Origin of the sequence: Pantoea sp. DY-5, from assembly GCF_019795955.1 — a bacterium.
GTDB classification, from domain to species: domain Bacteria; phylum Pseudomonadota; class Gammaproteobacteria; order Enterobacterales; family Enterobacteriaceae; genus Pantoea; species Pantoea leporis.
Window position 1 is genome coordinate 45,403 of sequence record NZ_JAIMIE010000003.1, and the last position, 16,170, is coordinate 61,572.

Consider the following 16,170-nt stretch of genomic DNA (forward strand, 5'->3'; position numbering starts at 1 on the left):
AGATTTTTTTCCGAACAGCAGGAGCAGAACAATGAGTAAGTCAGAAAACCTGTATGCCGCAGCGCAACGCCTGATCCCTGGCGGTGTGAACTCCCCGGTACGTGCATTTACCGGTGTGGGCGGTGTGCCGCTGTTCATCGAACGCGCTGACGGTGCGTATCTGTATGACGCCGACGGCAAAGGCTATATCGACTATGTCGGTTCGTGGGGCCCGATGGTGCTGGGTCATAACAACGCCAACATCCGTAACGCGGTGATTGAAGCCGCCACGCGCGGTCTGAGCTTCGGCGCGCCAACCGAGATGGAAGTGAAAATGGCCGAGCTGGTGTGCGAACTAGTGCCCAGCATGGACATGGTGCGCATGGTTAACTCCGGCACCGAAGCCACCATGAGTGCCATTCGCCTGGCGCGCGGCTTCACCCATCGCGACAAAATCATCAAATTCGAAGGCTGCTATCACGGCCACGCCGACTGCCTGCTGGTGAAAGCCGGCTCCGGCGCGCTGACGCTCGGCCAGCCAAACTCGCCTGGCGTACCGGCCGATTTCGCTAAGCATACGCTGACCTGCACCTATAACGATCTCAGCACTGTGCGTGCGGCTTTCGAGCAGTATCCTGAGGATATTGCCTGCATCATCGTTGAGCCGGTAGCGGGCAACATGAACTGCATTCCACCGCAGCCAGACTTTCTGCCAGGCCTGCGTGCGTTATGTGATGAGTTCGGCGCGCTGCTGATTATCGACGAAGTGATGACCGGCTTCCGCGTCGCATTAGGCGGTGCTCAGGCCTATTACGACGTGACGCCAGACCTGACCTGTCTCGGTAAAATCATTGGTGGCGGCATGCCGGTCGGTGCTTTTGGTGGTCGTCGCGATGTGATGGATGCGCTGGCACCGACCGGTCCGGTTTATCAGGCCGGTACCTTGTCCGGTAATCCGATAGCCATGGCGGCGGGGTTCGCGTGTCTGTCGCAAATTGCGCAGCCAGGCACCCACAGCACGCTGACCAATCTGACCACGCAGTTAGCGCAAGGCTTGCTGGCTGCAGCGAAGGCTGAAAACATTCCGCTAGTGATCAACCACGTTGGCGGCATGTTCGGGATTTTCTTCACCGATGCCGATGAAGTGACCTGCTATCAGGACGTTACTCAGTGTGACGTTGAGCGCTTTAAGCGTTTCTTCCACCTGATGCTGGAAGAAGGCGTTTACCTTGCGCCATCTGCTTTTGAAGCGGGCTTCATGTCGCTGGCGCACAGTGAAGAAGATATTCAACGTACCATCGATGCTGCACGCCGCAGCTTCGCCAAACTCTAATCAGGGTGGGCTGGGATAGAACCAGCCCATTCTTATTTTCCGGAAACCCTACTTCCTCACACCTCATCAAATTATTGATAAATAAGAAAGTTAATCTTGGCGCGATTTTTGCTAGTGATTAGTTTTCTGTGATGATGAGAGTTATTAAAGTGAAGGTATCGTTAAAAATCTATTCTCTGGAGATGGGATTCTCTCGGCTCGCCATGTTGGTTGACTATCTTGAAACCAAGCTCGATTCCCGTGTCATTCATGTATTCATTGCTGCACCAGGCACCTTGAATAGCAAATATCTAAATGTGAATAACAGTCTTATTATTGAGAAGGATGTTTATCTCAATGCTCGCCTGCAACAGACGCTGCAATCGCTGAACAAAAAATTTCATTACACGCTCGTTACCGTTTTTAGCCAACAAAACATGCTGCTTCCTATCATGCAACAAATCTTGCAGAGCCTGCCTGGATCAGTGGCAAAGTCACTTCATCTCAACATTTATGATGGTAATCACAGCGATGTCGAAAAACGTCAGCAGTTGTTCGCCTATCCTGAGATATCTCTGGCATCGCTGATGAACATTGAAGAGCAGCAACTCAGTAATTGGCTTAAAAAGCCTGAAATCCCATTGGTTAATGGTGGCAAGCAAATTTCACATCTGCTATGGCAACGTTTTTACTCCACCACTTACTTCTGGTTGGACATTACGATGTTACAGAGCACATCATCGTTGGCCTCTGAATTGAGCCAAGACATTTATAAGTTGCCTTTACCTGCTAACAAACATCTTAGCCAGATAGACAAATTAACCCTCTGTAAATTATTAAACATTCCAGCTAAAGTGCTCAGCAACCTGATCAATCCTGGTCTTCCTTTATTATGGATAATGGATAGTAATGAAATGCCCTGGTTTAAGCCTATACCTGCACTGAATATATATCGCGAAAGTATTCAGCATGAAGGGAATATTATATATCAAACCTTCGCATCAAATTTAAATGACATGCCCTCGGCTGCCCAAGTACAGATGTTACCCTGGTGGGTTTCGCCAGAAATTGCCACATTTTTCCCACAAGACGAGATGAAAAGTGCGGGAGACGTTGAGATTTGGAATCAACTTAAAGTGGAGGCCACATCGCATGACGCGGCTATTCTTCGGGAAGATTACTGGGTATTTAATATGGAAGCATCGATGGGCGACTTACTCTTTTTGCTCAGTACGCTGCCTACTTTCCGCGCTAAATACGCTGGCGAAATCGTTATTAACTTACCGAAAATATATCATTCGCTCGCTCTGCGATCGCCCTATGTAGATGCCGTTTGGGATATTGATCATCCCATTAAACATTATGAGGAGTTGCAGCGAGCAATTAAAAAAAATAAATACATCAATATTATAGATTGGCAAACTGTCCTTGCTCCCGAACACATGCAATCAGCAATATGCACAAAATTATCCATCTCTTACCGAGAGACTGAACAGCAATTAATCTTGCAAAAAACAGTCGATGATCAAAAGCGGGTTGAACAATTTATTCAGCAGCACCAACTCTTGAATGTTAAAACCGTCCTATTGCATCCGGCGATCGGGGCTCCTAATCGCTCATGGCCGCAACAGCATTGGTCAGCCCTTTGCAATAATTTCCTGGATAATGGCTGGCGCGTGGTATTCATTGGCAGTAATCACAATAAGTACAAACAAAAAGGCATGCCGGTTTGGGATGATCCGCGCATTGTCGATGCCATTGATGTGTTCTCACCAATTGAAAGCACGATTTTAATGGACCACTGCGATTTACTGGTCAGTTGCGATGCAGGCCCAGTAGCTTTAGCCGCCAACAGCAACATTGCCATTTGCGCGCTCTATTCAAACATTCCTGGACAGTATCGTCTTCCCATACGCCAGGGAAAAATGGGCTGGAATGCTAGCGCGATAAATCGCGGCTGTCAGTTTGGTCAATGTGGTGAAACCTTTATTAATGAAGCGTTCAGAATACCAACCCGCCCGGAAACACAGCAATATTTCTCTGGTGAAGCATTCGCGAAATGGTGCCCTAATGAGAACAAATATGCCTGCCTGAATGAATACTCTCCAGCGCACTTCTGGCAAGCAATTCAAGACTTCCTGGATTCGGACCATTACATTCCATTCGCCGATCGCCTACCCTTTTAACGTCAACGCCGCAATAGCCAGATAAAGTATGGCGCACCAAAGAAGGTCGCCATCAATCCGGCGGGGATCTGATCAGGAAACGCCAACACCCTGCCGCACCAGTCGGCGAACATCATCAAACCGCCGCCCAACAAACCGGCCATCAGCACCTGCGGTAATGCACGGCGGAACCCGAGCATGCGCACGATATGCGGCGCCATCAGCCCGATAAAGCTCAGCGGCCCGATGGTTAAGGTTGCCGTGGCGGTTAATGCCGCCGCCAGCAGCAGCAGGCTGAGGCGCGAGGTGGTGAGTGCCATGCCCGCCGAACGTGCGGTGGTGCTGCCGAGTGGTAACAGCGTTAACCAGCGACTTGCCAGCGGCGCCAGCGCCATCAGCACCAAACCCACCACCGCGCTTTGCACGGCCTGCTGCATATTGATGTTGTAGGTTGAACCGGAAATCCAGCTCAGCAAGCCCGCCATGCGCGGATCGCCGCTGGCCAGCAGCACCATCAAAAGTGTGACAAACGCGCTGTTAAGCGCCATGCCCGCCAGCAACATGCGTTCTGGCGAAAAGCCGCCGCGACTCGCCACCAGCATAATAATCAACAGCGTCAACGCCGCACCCAGCGCACCGGCAGGCAACAGCCACGCCACCGCATCGCCCGGCACGAAGAACATCATCACCACCACGCCGCACGCTGCACCCGAGCTGATGCCCAACACTTCCGGGCTCGCCATCGGATTACCAGTGAGCCGCTGGATCAGCGCACCCGCCACGCCTAGCATCATGCCCACAATTAGCGCTGCCAATACGCGCGGTGCGCGCCACGGCAGCAGCTGCTGCAGCATATCGCCGCCCACCCACGCAAAGCCGTGCGCATCGCGGCCAAAGGTGATGCCAACCCAGCTAAACACGGCCAGAATCAGCAAACCGACCAGACTCCAGCGCAAGACGTTCTGCCGCTCAGCCAGCACGCTATCGCCCTGATTAAGCGCTGGCGGCACCGATCCGGTGCGCAGGCGCGGCAGCAACCATAGCAGAATCGGCACGCCGATCAGCGCGGTCGCCGTGCCGGTAGACACTTCGCGCCAGTGGCTGGTCAGCCATAGCACGCACTGATCGGCCAGCCACAGCAGCAGCGCACCGATCAGCGGGGCAAGCATCATGCGGCTCATCAGACGACGTCCGCCGAGCATCTTCGCCAGCAGCGGCGCGAACAGGCCGATAAAGCCGATGATGCCCGCAACATTGACCAGCTGCGCGCTAAGCAAAATCGCCAGCGCCAGCGCGGCAATACGTGCCGCCGACAGCGCCAGACCGAGGTTTTTTGCTACGCCATCGTCGAGCCCCATCAGCGTCAGCGGACGCAGCAGCGCCAGCGCCACCACAAACGCCAGCAGCAGACGCGGCCACAGCTGCGCCACATTGTGTCCATCCAGCTGGTTGAGCGCGCCGGTGCTCCACAGGAACATGTTCTGCAACTGATCGTGATTGAAGATCGCGAAGATTTGATTCACCGAACCGGCGTACAAACTCAACACCAGCCCAGCCAGAATCAGTGTCACCGGCGACAGACGTTTGCCCCAGGCCACGCCGAATACCAGAATACCGACAATTACCGCGCCGCCCATCGCCGCAAACTGCTGCGTTAGCTCGCCGCCCGGCAAATGCCACAACGTCGCGACGGTAATCCCCAGCTGAGCGCCCGACGACACGCCCAGCGTGGTGGGTTCCGCCAGCGGATTGCGCAGCACCTGTTGAAACAGCAAACCAGCCAGGCCAAGGCCCGCGCCAACCAGCAGCGACAGCGCCAGCCGCGACAGCAAACTGTGATGAAACACCACTTGCTGGATGTTGTTGATGTCAGGCGCAAAAAACGCCTGCGACCACTGATCGCTCGGCAGCGCCTGGCGCAGATTGATCACGCTTAAGGCCAGCGCCAGCAGAAAGACCGCACTCAGCAGCGTGACGGGAAAAAGACGATTGCGCATCAGTGCGACTCCAGCGCGTGTTCCAGCACACGGACAAATTTCAGCGCCGAATAGGTCGCGCCGTAATACCACACCGCCGGCACGCGCTGGAAACGCTGCGCACGCACAAATGGCAGCGCCTGCCACAGCGCGGTAGCCATCACTTGCTGCATATCGCGATCGTTATCGTGATCGAAGCAGATCACCTGCACATCACCCACGTCCGCCAGCCGCTCCAGCCCAACGACTGCGCTGCCCCAGAAGTTGGTTTCGCCCTGCCAGGCATTGCTCAAGCCAAGGATCTCCATCACCTCAAGGAACAAACTGTTTTTACCGAAGGTAATCGCGTGGCGGCTGTCCATCAGCGACATCAGCAGCACCGGACGATCGGCCCACGGCTTGAGGCGTTCACGCGCCGCCGCCAGCTGTTCATCCACATACTGCAGATGCTGCACGGCCTGCGCTTCACGGCCAAGACGCATGCCGAGCGCCTGCAATGAGTGACGCGCGGTGCTGAGCGGTTTGCCATCGCCGCTATTGAGGTCAAAACCCATGGTCGGCGCGATGCGCTGCAGCTTATCCAGCGCCGGACCGTAACCATTGGAGTGCAGGATGAGTGAAGGTTCAAGCTGCGTCATCAGCTCCAGATTGGGTTCGGTGCGCAGGCCAAGATCGTTAACGCTGGACGGCAGCTGCGGATCGCCGACCCAAATGTTGTAGTTGTGCATGTCGGCCACGCCGAGTGGCGTCACGCCGAGCGCCATCAGCAGCTCCACCGGCAGCCACTCCAGCGCCAGAATGCGCTGCGCATCCGGCACGGCGGCACGCAGCGGCAACGCGGACATCAACGGGGAAAGCGCCAGCGCCGTCAGCAGGCGGCGGCGAGAAATGTCGAACATGGCGAGGCCTTAGTAAACGAAACTGACGGGCGCGCCGCCCAGCGGATGCGGCAAAATGCCCATCGGAATACCGTAAATGTTGCCCAGCACATCGGCCTGCATGATCACCTCGGGGCTGCCTTCGGCAATCACTTCGCCACCGCGCAATGCCACCAGACGATCGCAATAGCGCGCCGCCATGTTGAGATCGTGCAGCACCGCAATCACCGTCAGCCCACGTTCGCGGCTGAGACGCTGAATCAGCGCCAGCACATCAACCTGATGCGCGATATCCAGCGCCGATGTCGGTTCATCCAGCAACAGGCAGCGACTGTTCTGCGCCACCAGCATCGCCAGCCAGGCACGCTGACGCTCGCCGCCGGAAAGGCTATCCACCAGACGCCCGGCAAAAGGCTTTAATCCCACCAGCGTAATCGCCTCTTCCACTCGATCGCGATCTTCCTGACCATAACGGCCCAGCGCGCCGTGCCACGGATAGCGGCCAATCGCCACCAGCTCGCGCACCGTCATGCCTTCCGCCGCCGGCAGCTGCTGCGGCAGATACGCCACCTGACGCGCAAAATCTTTGCTGCCCCAGTTATCTACCGCGTCCTCATTCAGCAATACGCGCCCTTCACTCGCCGCATGGTGACGACCGAGCATTTTCAGCAGCGTGGATTTGCCGGAACCGTTATGACCAATCAGCGCGGTGACTTTGCCCGGAGCAAAAGTAAGAGACAGCGGATGCAGCAGCGTGCGGCCTGGCACACGAAAACTGACGTTATCCAGCCTGAAGGTGGTTTCTGCGTTGTGCGGATGCTGCATGATAATCCCTGGTTAATCAGTAGGTCGCCATTGATGGCGACCTGCGTAACACGATTAGAAACGGAAAGTCGCAGTACCGACAATCTGGCGCTCAGCGCCCCAATAGCAGGCGTAGTCGCGGTAGCAGCTGGCGATGTATTCACGATCGAACAGGTTATTGACGTTAACGCCGATGGTGGAGCCCGGCATGCCAAAGCGTGCGAGATCGTATTTCAGCGCGGCATCAACGGTGGTGTAACCGGCTACGTCGAAGTTTTGGTTCACATCGTCGCCGCTGGCGTACAACCCTTTGCTCTCACCCACATAACGCACACCTGCACCCACCGTCACGCCCGACAGCGCCGTTTCATGGAAGGTGTAATCACTCCACAGCGATGCCATATGCTTCGGCACCTGCACTGGCGTTTTGCCTTTCAGATTGGTGTCTTCAGTGTATTCCGCATCGGTGTAGGTATAAGACGCGGTCATATTGATGTTGGCATTCAACGCGGCTTTGGCTTCCAGCTCCACGCCACGCGAGCGAATTTCACCACTCTGAATGCTGGCATTTGGGTGGTTAAGGGTATCCGGATCGGCCGTCAGGTTTTTGGTTTTGGTCAGTTGATACACCGCCGCCGTCAACACCACCGGCCGATCTTTAGGAACATATTTCACACCGGCTTCATATTGCTTCGCGCGTGAAGGATCGAAGGCTTGGCCATCAAAGGTTGAACCTGAGTTCGGAATGAAGGCTTCGCTGTAACTGAAGTAAGGCGCGATACCGTTATCAAACACATAGTTCAGACCGCCACGCCAGGTGAAAGCCTGATCGTTCTGGCGATCAACGCTATTGGCTACGCGATCGTAAACCGAGTTCATAGCGTAATCGTAACGGCCGCCGAGGGTTAACACCCAGCGGTTCCACTCCATCTGATCCTGCGCGTATAAACCGGTTTGGCGCTGCTTATTAAGGTGCTGATAAGGATCAGGGAACGGCGTAACGCTGTCGTCGCCATATTGTGGATTAACGGCATTCAGCGGTGATGCGGTACCAAATTGGGCATCAATATCGTTACGCGTGCGCTGGAAATCGACACCCAGCAAAAGTGTGTGATCAACCTGCCCCGTCGCAAATTTAGCCTGCGCCTGGTTATCGACTGCAAACTGATTCAGCTTTTCATTAGAAACCGCTGAACCGCGGGTGATTTGCTGTGTCTCGGCATTAAAACCATTGCCATAAATACTGCGATAATCCGTTCTCAGATCCGCATAGCGCAGATTCTGCCGCACCGTCCAGGTGTCGTTGAAGCTGTGCTCGAAGTTGTAGCCCACCATCCTGGTGTTGCGCGAAATCTTGTTGCTGTCTTCGCCTTCATCAAAGTTAGTTGGCAGCTTGTAACTGCTGCCGTCAGGACGGGTGATGCCAACCACGGTGCCCTGACGCGGCAACCAGCCGTAATAGCCGGTTTCCGGTTCGTTCTGGAAGTAGGTTAGCAAATCGAAACGCGTATTCTCATCCGGACGCCAGCTGAATGATGGCGCAATGGTGTAGCGCTTCTCTTTGTTCATATCCTGCTGCGCATCGGCGCTACGCGCGAGACCGGTCAGGCGATAGCTGTAAACGCCGTCATCATCCAGCGAGCCGCCGAAATCAAAACCGGTGGAAAACTGATTGTTGGTGCCCATCTTGAACTGCACTTCACGCAGCGTCTCCTGCGTAGGACGCTTACTCACCAGCGACACCACGCCGCCCGGATTGCTCTTGCCGTACAGCACCGAAACCGGACCGCGCAACAGTTCGGCGCGTTCAAGGAAATAGGGATCGATAGCAAACTCAGAGTAGTTATCACCCTGCAGTTTCAGGCCATCAAGATATTGGTTGGTGTTGGTTTCGCTGAAGCCGCGAATAGAGAGCGCATCGATAACATTGGAGCTACCGCGGTTACCGGTCAACACGCCTGGCGTGTAGTTGAAAGCCCCTTTCACGCTGGTGACGTTTTTCATCGCCATCTCTTCCTGCGTGACTACCGAGATTGACTGCGGGTTCTTCTCGATCGGCGTATCGGTTTTGGTGCCGGTGGCGCTGCGTTTGGCCGCAATAGTTGGCGACGGGCCCCACGCTTTCTCTTGCTCGACTCCGCTGCCGCCATCAGCGCTAACCACCACGGTATCTTCTGCCAACGCCTGCACGCTGAACGTACCCATAGTCAGTGAAATAAACCAAGCCAGCGAACGCGGGCGTAAGAAACAAGGATTAGTGTTTCGCGTATTCATAAGTGAGGTCTCTCGAAAAAAGTCGATGCAGGCGAATACAAACGAGAATGATTATTATGACGCACGGATTTTAGGCGAAATAGTGTCATATTCGCAACGATTAATGGCTGTTCGCGGGGCGTTAGCGCCCAGATCGCGTATATCCATGATCGTGCTTAACAAAAATGCAGGCATGAAAAAGGGCGCCGCAGCGCCCTGTGTTTTCTCAGCAACTTATTTGCTGCCGAACATATCTTTAATCCAACCCGCCACGCCGTCAGAATCTTTCTGCTCATTCTGTGGCTGCTGATGTTGTTGCTGCTGTTGCTGCTGTTGCTGCTCTTGTTGCTCTTGTTGCTGCTGCAACTGCTGCTGTTGTTGCTGAACCTGCTCTTGCTGCTGCTGACACAGCGCGTTCGGATCCAGCGACCACACCGGCAGCGAACGCCATGTGCTGCTGCCCGTACCGCAGATAAAGTTACCGGCAGAATCGACATTCATCTGCGTGATATCTTCCGGCGGCGTCAGCACCAGCGGCATCGGCGCCTGGTTATCGAGATAGCGACGATAGAGCTGCATTGCACCGCTGGCACCGTACAGCTTCGAGGTTTGGTTGTTATCGCGGCCAACCCAGGTAATCGCCACTTCTTTGCCATCAATACCGGCGAACCAACTGTCGATCAGGTCATTGGTGGTACCGGTTTTGCCTGCCAGATGCGCTTTAGGATAACGCGCACCCAGCGCACGCGCGGTGCCGTGATCGGCGACCTGCTGCATGGTGTAGAGCGTCAGATACGCCGCCTGCGCCGGTTCAACGCGCTGCGCCTGCGGATAACTCTGATACAGCACCGTGCCATCTTCCGCAATCACCGAACGCACCGCCGACAGCTCAGCGCGGTTACCGCCGCTGGCAATCGACTGGAACGCCTGCGCCACTTCAATCGGCGTCAGGTTCAGTGCGCCCAGCAGCATTGACGGCACCGGATGCAGCTGATCTTTCGGCACGCCGAGTTTGTTCCAGGTATCGACTACCGCATCCAGTCCCAGCGTCATACCGAGGTTGACGGTTGGCACGTTCATCGAGTTGGTCAGCGCATCCACCAGCATCACTTTGCCGCTAAAACGACGATCGTCATTCATCGGTTTCCAGATGGTGCCGTTCGGTTGTTTCAGCGCAATCGGCTCATCGGCGATCCAGCTGTTGAGGCGATAGCTGTTCGGCTGGCTCAGCGCGGTAAGATAGGTGGCCGGTTTTGCCAGCGAGCCAATCGAACGACGTGCCTGCAGCGCGCGGTTGTAACCGGCAAACTGCGGATCGGCACCGCCGACCATGGCGCGCACTTCACCGCTGAAGCGGTCAACCACCACCATCGCGGTTTCCAGATCTTTCAGGCCACGCTGTTTTTTCAGCGTTGGAATGCCTTCAATTACCGCTTTCTCGGCGGCATCCTGCGAAATCGCATCCAGCGTGGTGAAAATCTTCACGCCGGAGAGATCTTTCATTTTGTCGCCGAGCTTGGCCTGCAGCTCGTTACGCACCATCTGCATAAACGCTGGCTGAGGCGTGATCACACCGCCTTTCGGCTGCACGCCAAGCGGACGCGCCGACAGCATGTCATACAGTTCCTGATCGATGACGTTCTGCTGCTGCAACAAACGCAGCACCAGATTACGTCGCTCCAGCGCCAGTTTCGGGTTACGCCACGGATTGTACAGCGACGCGCCTTTCACCATGCCGACCAGCATCGCCTGCTGATCGAGGCTCAGCTCATCCACCGGACGACCGAAGTAGTAAAGACTCGCCAGCGGGAAGCCGCGGATCTGGTCATTACCGGTCTGGCCGAGATACACCTCGTTGAGATACAGCTCGAGGATGCGATCTTTGCTGTAGCGCGCATCCATGATCACCGCCATATAGGCTTCACGCGCTTTACGCCACAGCGAACGCTCGTTGGTGAGGAACAGGTTTTTCACCAGCTGCTGCGTCAGCGTACTACCGCCCTGCACCGCTTTACCGGCGGTGATGTTGGCGAGGAACGCACGACCAATCGAATACGGGCTAATGCCGTCGTGCTCGTAGAAGTGGCGATCTTCAGTGGCGATCAAGGTGCTCACCAGCAGATCCGGGAAACCGGCGCGCGGCACGAACAGACGCTGTTCACCGTTCGGCGACTGCAACATGGTGATCAGGCGCGGATCGAGGCGGAAGAAGCCAAAATCGCGGCCGGTATCGAGATTTTTAATCTCGCTCAGCTCATTGTTGCTAAAGGTCAGGCGCGCGTTGATCTGCCCCTCTTTGCTGTCCGGGAAATCAAACGGACGGCGCAGCAGATCAATGGTGTTGCCTTTGACGCTAAACTCGCCCGGACGGGTAATGCGCGACACTTCGCGATACTGCGTGCCTTCCAGCAGCGCAATCATCTCTTTTTTGTCGTACGACATGCCCGGTTCAAGGCTGACCATGCGGCCATAAACGGCGGCCGGCAGTTGCCACACTTTACCGTCGATGCGGCTGCGGATTTCCGAGTCGAGATAGACGCCCCAGGCGGCCATCACCACCACAAAGACCAGGAAGAGTTTAATCAACCAGCCCAACCAGCGACGTTTGCCGCGTGGCGGACGTTTTTTACTTTTTGGTGGCACCGGTCCACTCTCCTCATCTTCTTCGTCAAAATCGTCCTGATCGATATCATCATCAAGTTCCCTGCGGCGACCCCGCCGCGCACTGCTGCGCGGCGGCTTTGGCGCTTTTCCTTTGCGCCCGATAGGTTCGCGATCGTTCCCAGACATGCTTTTATTCTCCAGGTATTGCTACGGCGGCGGCCGTTACTCTAACTGCTTTCTCATGCGACGCATGGCAGAACCCTCTGAATTCGATCCACAGCGTTTCACGATGAAAATTTCTTGGTCCGCCTTGTGGGTAAGGCGTTGGCCGGATCGTCCGGCCACGGATGCTTTGGATAGCGCCCTTTCATCTCTTTCTGCACTTCGGGATACGCACCAAGCCAGAACGCCGCGAGGTCACGGGTGATCTGCAGCGGACGGTGCGCGGGCGAGAGCAGCTCTAACACCAGCGGTACGCGGCCATCGGCCACCGCCGGATTCTGTGCTTCGCCAAACATCTCCTGAATCCGCACCGCCAGCGCGGGTGGCTTCTCTGCATCGTAGCGGATCGGCAGGCGGCTTCCGGTCGGCACAGTGTAATGAGTTGGCAGCACAGTATCCAGCCGCTGACGTTGTGACCATGTCAGCAAATGTAATAATGCGCTGACAAGGTTGATGCTCTGCAATCCTTTCAGATCGCGCACCGCGCTCATCTCCGGCAGCAGCCAGCTTTCGAGCGTGTCGAGCAGGCTCTCATCGTCCAGCGGCGGCCACGCCTCTTCCGGCAGCCACTGCGTGGCACAATGCACCCGCAAGCGTAGCTGTTCGGCGTCTTCTTTCCAGCCCAACACCGACAATCCGTTTTCGCGGATCCAGCGCAGCATCGCCGGATGCAATATTTCCGCCTCCGGGCGTGCCTGCGGCTGCGCTTTTAGGACCAGCGCGCCGATCAGTTCGCGTTTCCACGCGCGCAAAGTGCCTTTCTCTTCATCCCACTCCACATCGGTACGCTGCTCAATTAAGGTGGGACACTCGCGGCGCAGCGCGTCGATATCCACCGGCAGCGCCAGCAGCATGCGCGCCTCGACGGCGCTGGCGCCCTGCAACAGCGTCGGCGCAATCAGCCACTCATAGCGGCTCAAACCATCCTGCTCGTTGAGCATCGCGCCCATGCCGTTCGCCAGCTGATAGCGCGCGCTGTCGCCACGACGCTGCGCCAGACGATCGGCAAAACCGGCGGCCAGTAGCTGCGGGAACAGGTCGGGATCAATGGTGCCGCCGCTGGCGTTGAGGCGCTTCTGCCAGTGACGCGCGCGGCGCTGCCAGTGCGGCTGCGGATGATTAAGCGCATCACGCAGATCGGCGCTGCCGCTGCGTGGCGGATCTTCCAGAATCGCCACCAGCAGCGCAGCGCTGGCGATGGCATCACTATTTTGCCCGGCGGCCACCAGAATGGCGCTCAGGCGCGGATCGCTGCCCAGCGCGGCCATTTTACGACCGCGCGCGTTGAGCTGGTGATTCTCCAGCGCGCCTAACTGCGCTAACCGCTCGCACGCCGCACGCAAATTGCGCGGTGGCGGCGCGTCAAGCCAACTAAGCTGCGACGCCTCCTGACAACCCCATTGCAGCAGATCGATCTGCAGCGAAGTCAAATCGCTGTTGAGAATTTCCGCTTCGCTCTGCGCCGCAGCACGCAGCGCCTGCTCCTGCGGCAGTAAGTGCAGGCAGATGCCGGGTTCCAGACGGCCAGCACGACCGGCGCGCTGCGTCATCGACGCCTGGCTGATACGCTGCGTTTGCAGCCGCGTCACGCCGCTGCGCACGTCAAACTGCGCCGAGCGCTCCAGCGCGCTATCGACCACTAATCGGATGCCTTCGATGGTTAAGCTGGTTTCGGCGATGTTGGTCGCCAGCACCACTTTGCGGCGGCCCGCCTGAGACGGCAGGATGGCGCGGCGTTGCGCCTCCAGCGACAGCGCGCCATATAAAGGAGTAAGATCCACCTCGTCACTGACCCGCGCTTCAAGCTCGCGCTTCACCCGTTCGATCTCCGCCACGCCGGGCAGGAACAGCAGCAGCGATCCTGACTCTTCGCGCAGCAGTTGTGCCACCTCGCGCGCTACCGCTTCTTCAAAACGTTGCTGACTGTTGAGCGAAGCATAGCGGCGCGTGACCGGGAAGCTGCGGCCCTCAGAGACCACAAAAGGCGCATCCGGCAGCAGCTGACGCAAACGCAGATTGTCGAGCGTGGCCGACATCAGCAGGATTTTCAGATCGTCGCGTAATCCTTGCTGCACATCGAGCAGCAGCGCCAGCGCCAGATCGGCCTGCAGGCTGCGTTCATGGAATTCATCGAGAATCACCAGCGAGACGCCTTCCAGCATTGCATCGCGCTGCAACATGCGCGTCAAAATGCCTTCGGTGACCACTTCGAGGCGCGTGTTGGCACCGCAGCAGTTTTCACCGCGCATGCGATAGCCAACGATGCCGCCCGGCTGCTCGCCAAGCTGTTCTGCCAGACGCTGCGCCACGTTGCGTGCCGCCAGTCGGCGCGGCTCCAGCATGATGATGCGGCCGGGCAATGGGGCGTGTTGCAGCAGTTGTAACGGCAGCCAGGTCGATTTACCTGCGCCGGTCGGCGCCGCCAGCAACACCTGCGGCGACTGCGCCAGCGCGTCCAGCAACGCAGGCAGCACCTCGCTTACCGGTAACTCACTCAAACTCAACTCCCAAAATGCCTGTGCTAAGATGGCGCGCATTGTAGCACTCTGAGGCGCGGATTACCGGAGGCCAACCTGGCAACGCAACGTCTGTTTTTTGCTCTTGAACTGCCCGCTCCGCTCCAGCAACAGTTGGTGCAGTGGCGCGCGGATAATTTTGCTGCCGAAGCCGGGAAACCGGTGGCGGCGGCTAACCTGCACCTGACGCTGGCGTTTCTCGGCGAGGTCAGCGATGAGACGTCACGCAAGCTGCAGCGGCTGGCCTCACGCATCGAACAGCCCGGTTTTGCCCTCGATTTGGATGACGCCGGTCACTGGCCGCGTCCCGGCGTGGTGTGGCTCGGCTGTCAGCGTGCGCCGCGCGGATTACTGCAGCTCGCCAGCCTGCTGCGCGCGCAAGCGGCACGTCATGGCTGTGCGCAGAGCCCGCAGCCGTTTCATCCGCACGTCACGCTGTTGCGCCATGCGGCGTCACAGATCGCGCTACCCGCGCGCGGTTTTCACTGGCGCACCGATATCCGCCATTTTGCGCTGTTCGCTTCGAACGTGACGCGCGGCCGCACACGTTATCAGGCGCTGGCCCGCTGGCCACTACTATCATCCACAGGAGAGTAAATGGAGTTCGACCCGCCGCTTAAACCCGCCCGTTTAATCGCCCGTTACAAACGCTTTTTAGCCGATGTGGTTACGCCAGAAGGTGAAACGCTGACCATTCACTGCGCCAATACCGGCGCAATGACCGGCTGCGCCACGCCGGGCGATACCGTGTGGTATTCGACATCCAGCAGTGCCACGCGAAAATATCCGCACAGCTGGGAACTCACCGAGACCCAACAAGGCCACTGGATCTGCGTGAATACGCTGCGCGCCAATCAGCTGGTGCGCGAGGCGCTGACGCTCGACACGATTCCGGAATTATCCGCTTACAGCCGCTGCCAGCCTGAAGTGAAATACGGCACGGAAAAAAGCCGAATTGACTTCCTGCTGCAAGCGGATGGCCGATCCAACTGCTATATTGAAGTCAAGTCCGTCACCCTTTTACAGGAAGGTAAAGGCTATTTTCCGGATGCGGTGACGGCTCGTGGACAGAAACATCTGCGCGAATTGAGCACCATCGTGGCAGAAGGTCATCGAGCCGTTTTGTTGTTCGCAGTTTTGCATACGGGGATTGAGGACGTTTCCCCGGCACGCCATATCGACGTGCACTACGCAGAACTACTGGAACAGGCGCAGCGTTGTGGTGTGGAAGTTTTGGCGTATCAAGCTCAAATTTCACCGTTAAAGATATTACTTACGCAACCGATTAACGTAGCGTTGTAATATTTATAGCAATTTGGTGTGATAGGAATGTTCTGGGCGAGGCGCTGAATACGCGATTGTTCAGAGGCTTGTCAAGTAGTGGTCAGGAATAATTGCCAACCTTGATTGCTTCTGCTATTTATAGCGGCCTGTTTTTTTCCCTTTATGGGAATCGATAAG

General features: G+C 56.8%; 10 protein-coding genes. 4 read left to right on the top strand and 6 right to left on the bottom strand.

From position 1 onward, the window contains the following. The first annotated feature begins 31 nt into the window (after window positions 1–31). Both hemL and K5Y30_RS11320 read left to right on the top strand, forming a co-directional pair. Window positions 32–1,312, top strand: coding sequence for a glutamate-1-semialdehyde 2,1-aminomutase (hemL, locus tag K5Y30_RS11315; protein WP_222211454.1), 1,281 nt, complete (start codon window positions 32–34; stop codon window positions 1,310–1,312). A gap of 131 nt (window positions 1,313–1,443) precedes the next feature. Continuing rightward, window positions 1,444–3,477, top strand: coding sequence for a glycosyltransferase family 9 protein (locus tag K5Y30_RS11320; protein ID WP_222211456.1), 2,034 nt, complete (start codon window positions 1,444–1,446; stop codon window positions 3,475–3,477). A gap of 2 nt (window positions 3,478–3,479) precedes the next feature. Here K5Y30_RS11320 and fhuB read toward each other — a convergent pair whose 3' ends face one another. The 6 genes from fhuB to hrpB all read right to left on the bottom strand — a co-directional run bounded on the left by fhuB (window position 3,480) and on the right by hrpB (window position 14,730). After that, a complete protein-coding gene (gene fhuB, locus K5Y30_RS11325) occupies window positions 3,480–5,453 on the bottom strand; it encodes a Fe(3+)-hydroxamate ABC transporter permease FhuB (RefSeq protein WP_222211458.1) in 1,974 nt (657 codons plus the stop codon). Further along, complete coding sequence (fhuD, locus tag K5Y30_RS11330) at window positions 5,453–6,331, bottom strand: Fe(3+)-hydroxamate ABC transporter substrate-binding protein FhuD (protein ID WP_222211460.1); 879 nt, start codon at window positions 6,329–6,331, stop codon at window positions 5,453–5,455. The genes fhuB and fhuD overlap by 1 nt, the downstream gene beginning before the upstream one ends. A 9-nt stretch (window positions 6,332–6,340) precedes the next feature. Beyond that, entirely contained in the window at window positions 6,341–7,135 is a 795-nt protein-coding gene (gene fhuC, locus K5Y30_RS11335; RefSeq protein ID WP_222211462.1) for a Fe3+-hydroxamate ABC transporter ATP-binding protein FhuC, read from the bottom strand. Between the two features lie 54 nt (window positions 7,136–7,189). Further along, a complete protein-coding gene (fhuA, locus tag K5Y30_RS11340; protein ID WP_222211464.1) occupies window positions 7,190–9,388 on the bottom strand; it encodes a ferrichrome porin FhuA in 2,199 nt (732 codons plus the stop codon). A gap of 213 nt (window positions 9,389–9,601) precedes the next feature. Continuing rightward, on the bottom strand, window positions 9,602–12,157 hold the full coding sequence (mrcB, locus tag K5Y30_RS11345; protein ID WP_222211465.1) for a bifunctional glycosyl transferase/transpeptidase: 2,556 nt from the start codon (window positions 12,155–12,157) through the stop codon (window positions 9,602–9,604). 98 nt (window positions 12,158–12,255) lie between these two features. Next, the gene (gene hrpB, locus K5Y30_RS11350; RefSeq protein WP_222211468.1) at window positions 12,256–14,730 is read right to left on the bottom strand and encodes an ATP-dependent helicase HrpB; all 2,475 of its coding nucleotides are present in this window, start codon (window positions 14,728–14,730) and stop codon (window positions 12,256–12,258) included. A gap of 36 nt (window positions 14,731–14,766) precedes the next feature. On the opposite strand from hrpB, the gene thpR reads away from it, so the two are divergent. Both thpR and sfsA read left to right on the top strand, forming a co-directional pair. Beyond that, a complete protein-coding gene (gene thpR, locus K5Y30_RS11355; RefSeq protein WP_222211770.1) occupies window positions 14,767–15,306 on the top strand; it encodes an RNA 2',3'-cyclic phosphodiesterase in 540 nt (179 codons plus the stop codon). Further along, the gene (sfsA, locus tag K5Y30_RS11360) at window positions 15,307–16,011 is read left to right on the top strand and encodes a DNA/RNA nuclease SfsA (RefSeq protein ID WP_222211470.1); all 705 of its coding nucleotides are present in this window, start codon (window positions 15,307–15,309) and stop codon (window positions 16,009–16,011) included. Window positions 16,012–16,170 lie beyond the last annotated feature (159 nt).

Excerpts from the sequence above, each read along its gene's own strand:
- hemL (WP_222211454.1), top strand. The coding sequence starts at position 32 with ATGAGTAAGTCAGAAAACCTGTATGCCGCAGCGCAACGCCTGATCCCT.
- mrcB (WP_222211465.1), bottom strand. The coding sequence starts at position 12,157 with ATGTCTGGGAACGATCGCGAACCTATCGGGCGCAAAGGAAAAGCGCCA.
- sfsA (WP_222211470.1), top strand. The coding sequence starts at position 15,307 with ATGGAGTTCGACCCGCCGCTTAAACCCGCCCGTTTAATCGCCCGTTAC.
- K5Y30_RS11320 (WP_222211456.1), top strand. The coding sequence starts at position 1,444 with ATGATGAGAGTTATTAAAGTGAAGGTATCGTTAAAAATCTATTCTCTG.
- fhuB (WP_222211458.1), bottom strand. The coding sequence starts at position 5,453 with ATGCGCAATCGTCTTTTTCCCGTCACGCTGCTGAGTGCGGTCTTTCTG.
- fhuD (WP_222211460.1), bottom strand. The coding sequence starts at position 6,331 with ATGTTCGACATTTCTCGCCGCCGCCTGCTGACGGCGCTGGCGCTTTCC.
- hrpB (WP_222211468.1), bottom strand. The coding sequence starts at position 14,730 with ATGCGCGCCATCTTAGCACAGGCATTTTGGGAGTTGAGTTTGAGTGAG.
- fhuA (WP_222211464.1), bottom strand. The coding sequence starts at position 9,388 with ATGAATACGCGAAACACTAATCCTTGTTTCTTACGCCCGCGTTCGCTG.
- fhuC (WP_222211462.1), bottom strand. The coding sequence starts at position 7,135 with ATGCAGCATCCGCACAACGCAGAAACCACCTTCAGGCTGGATAACGTC.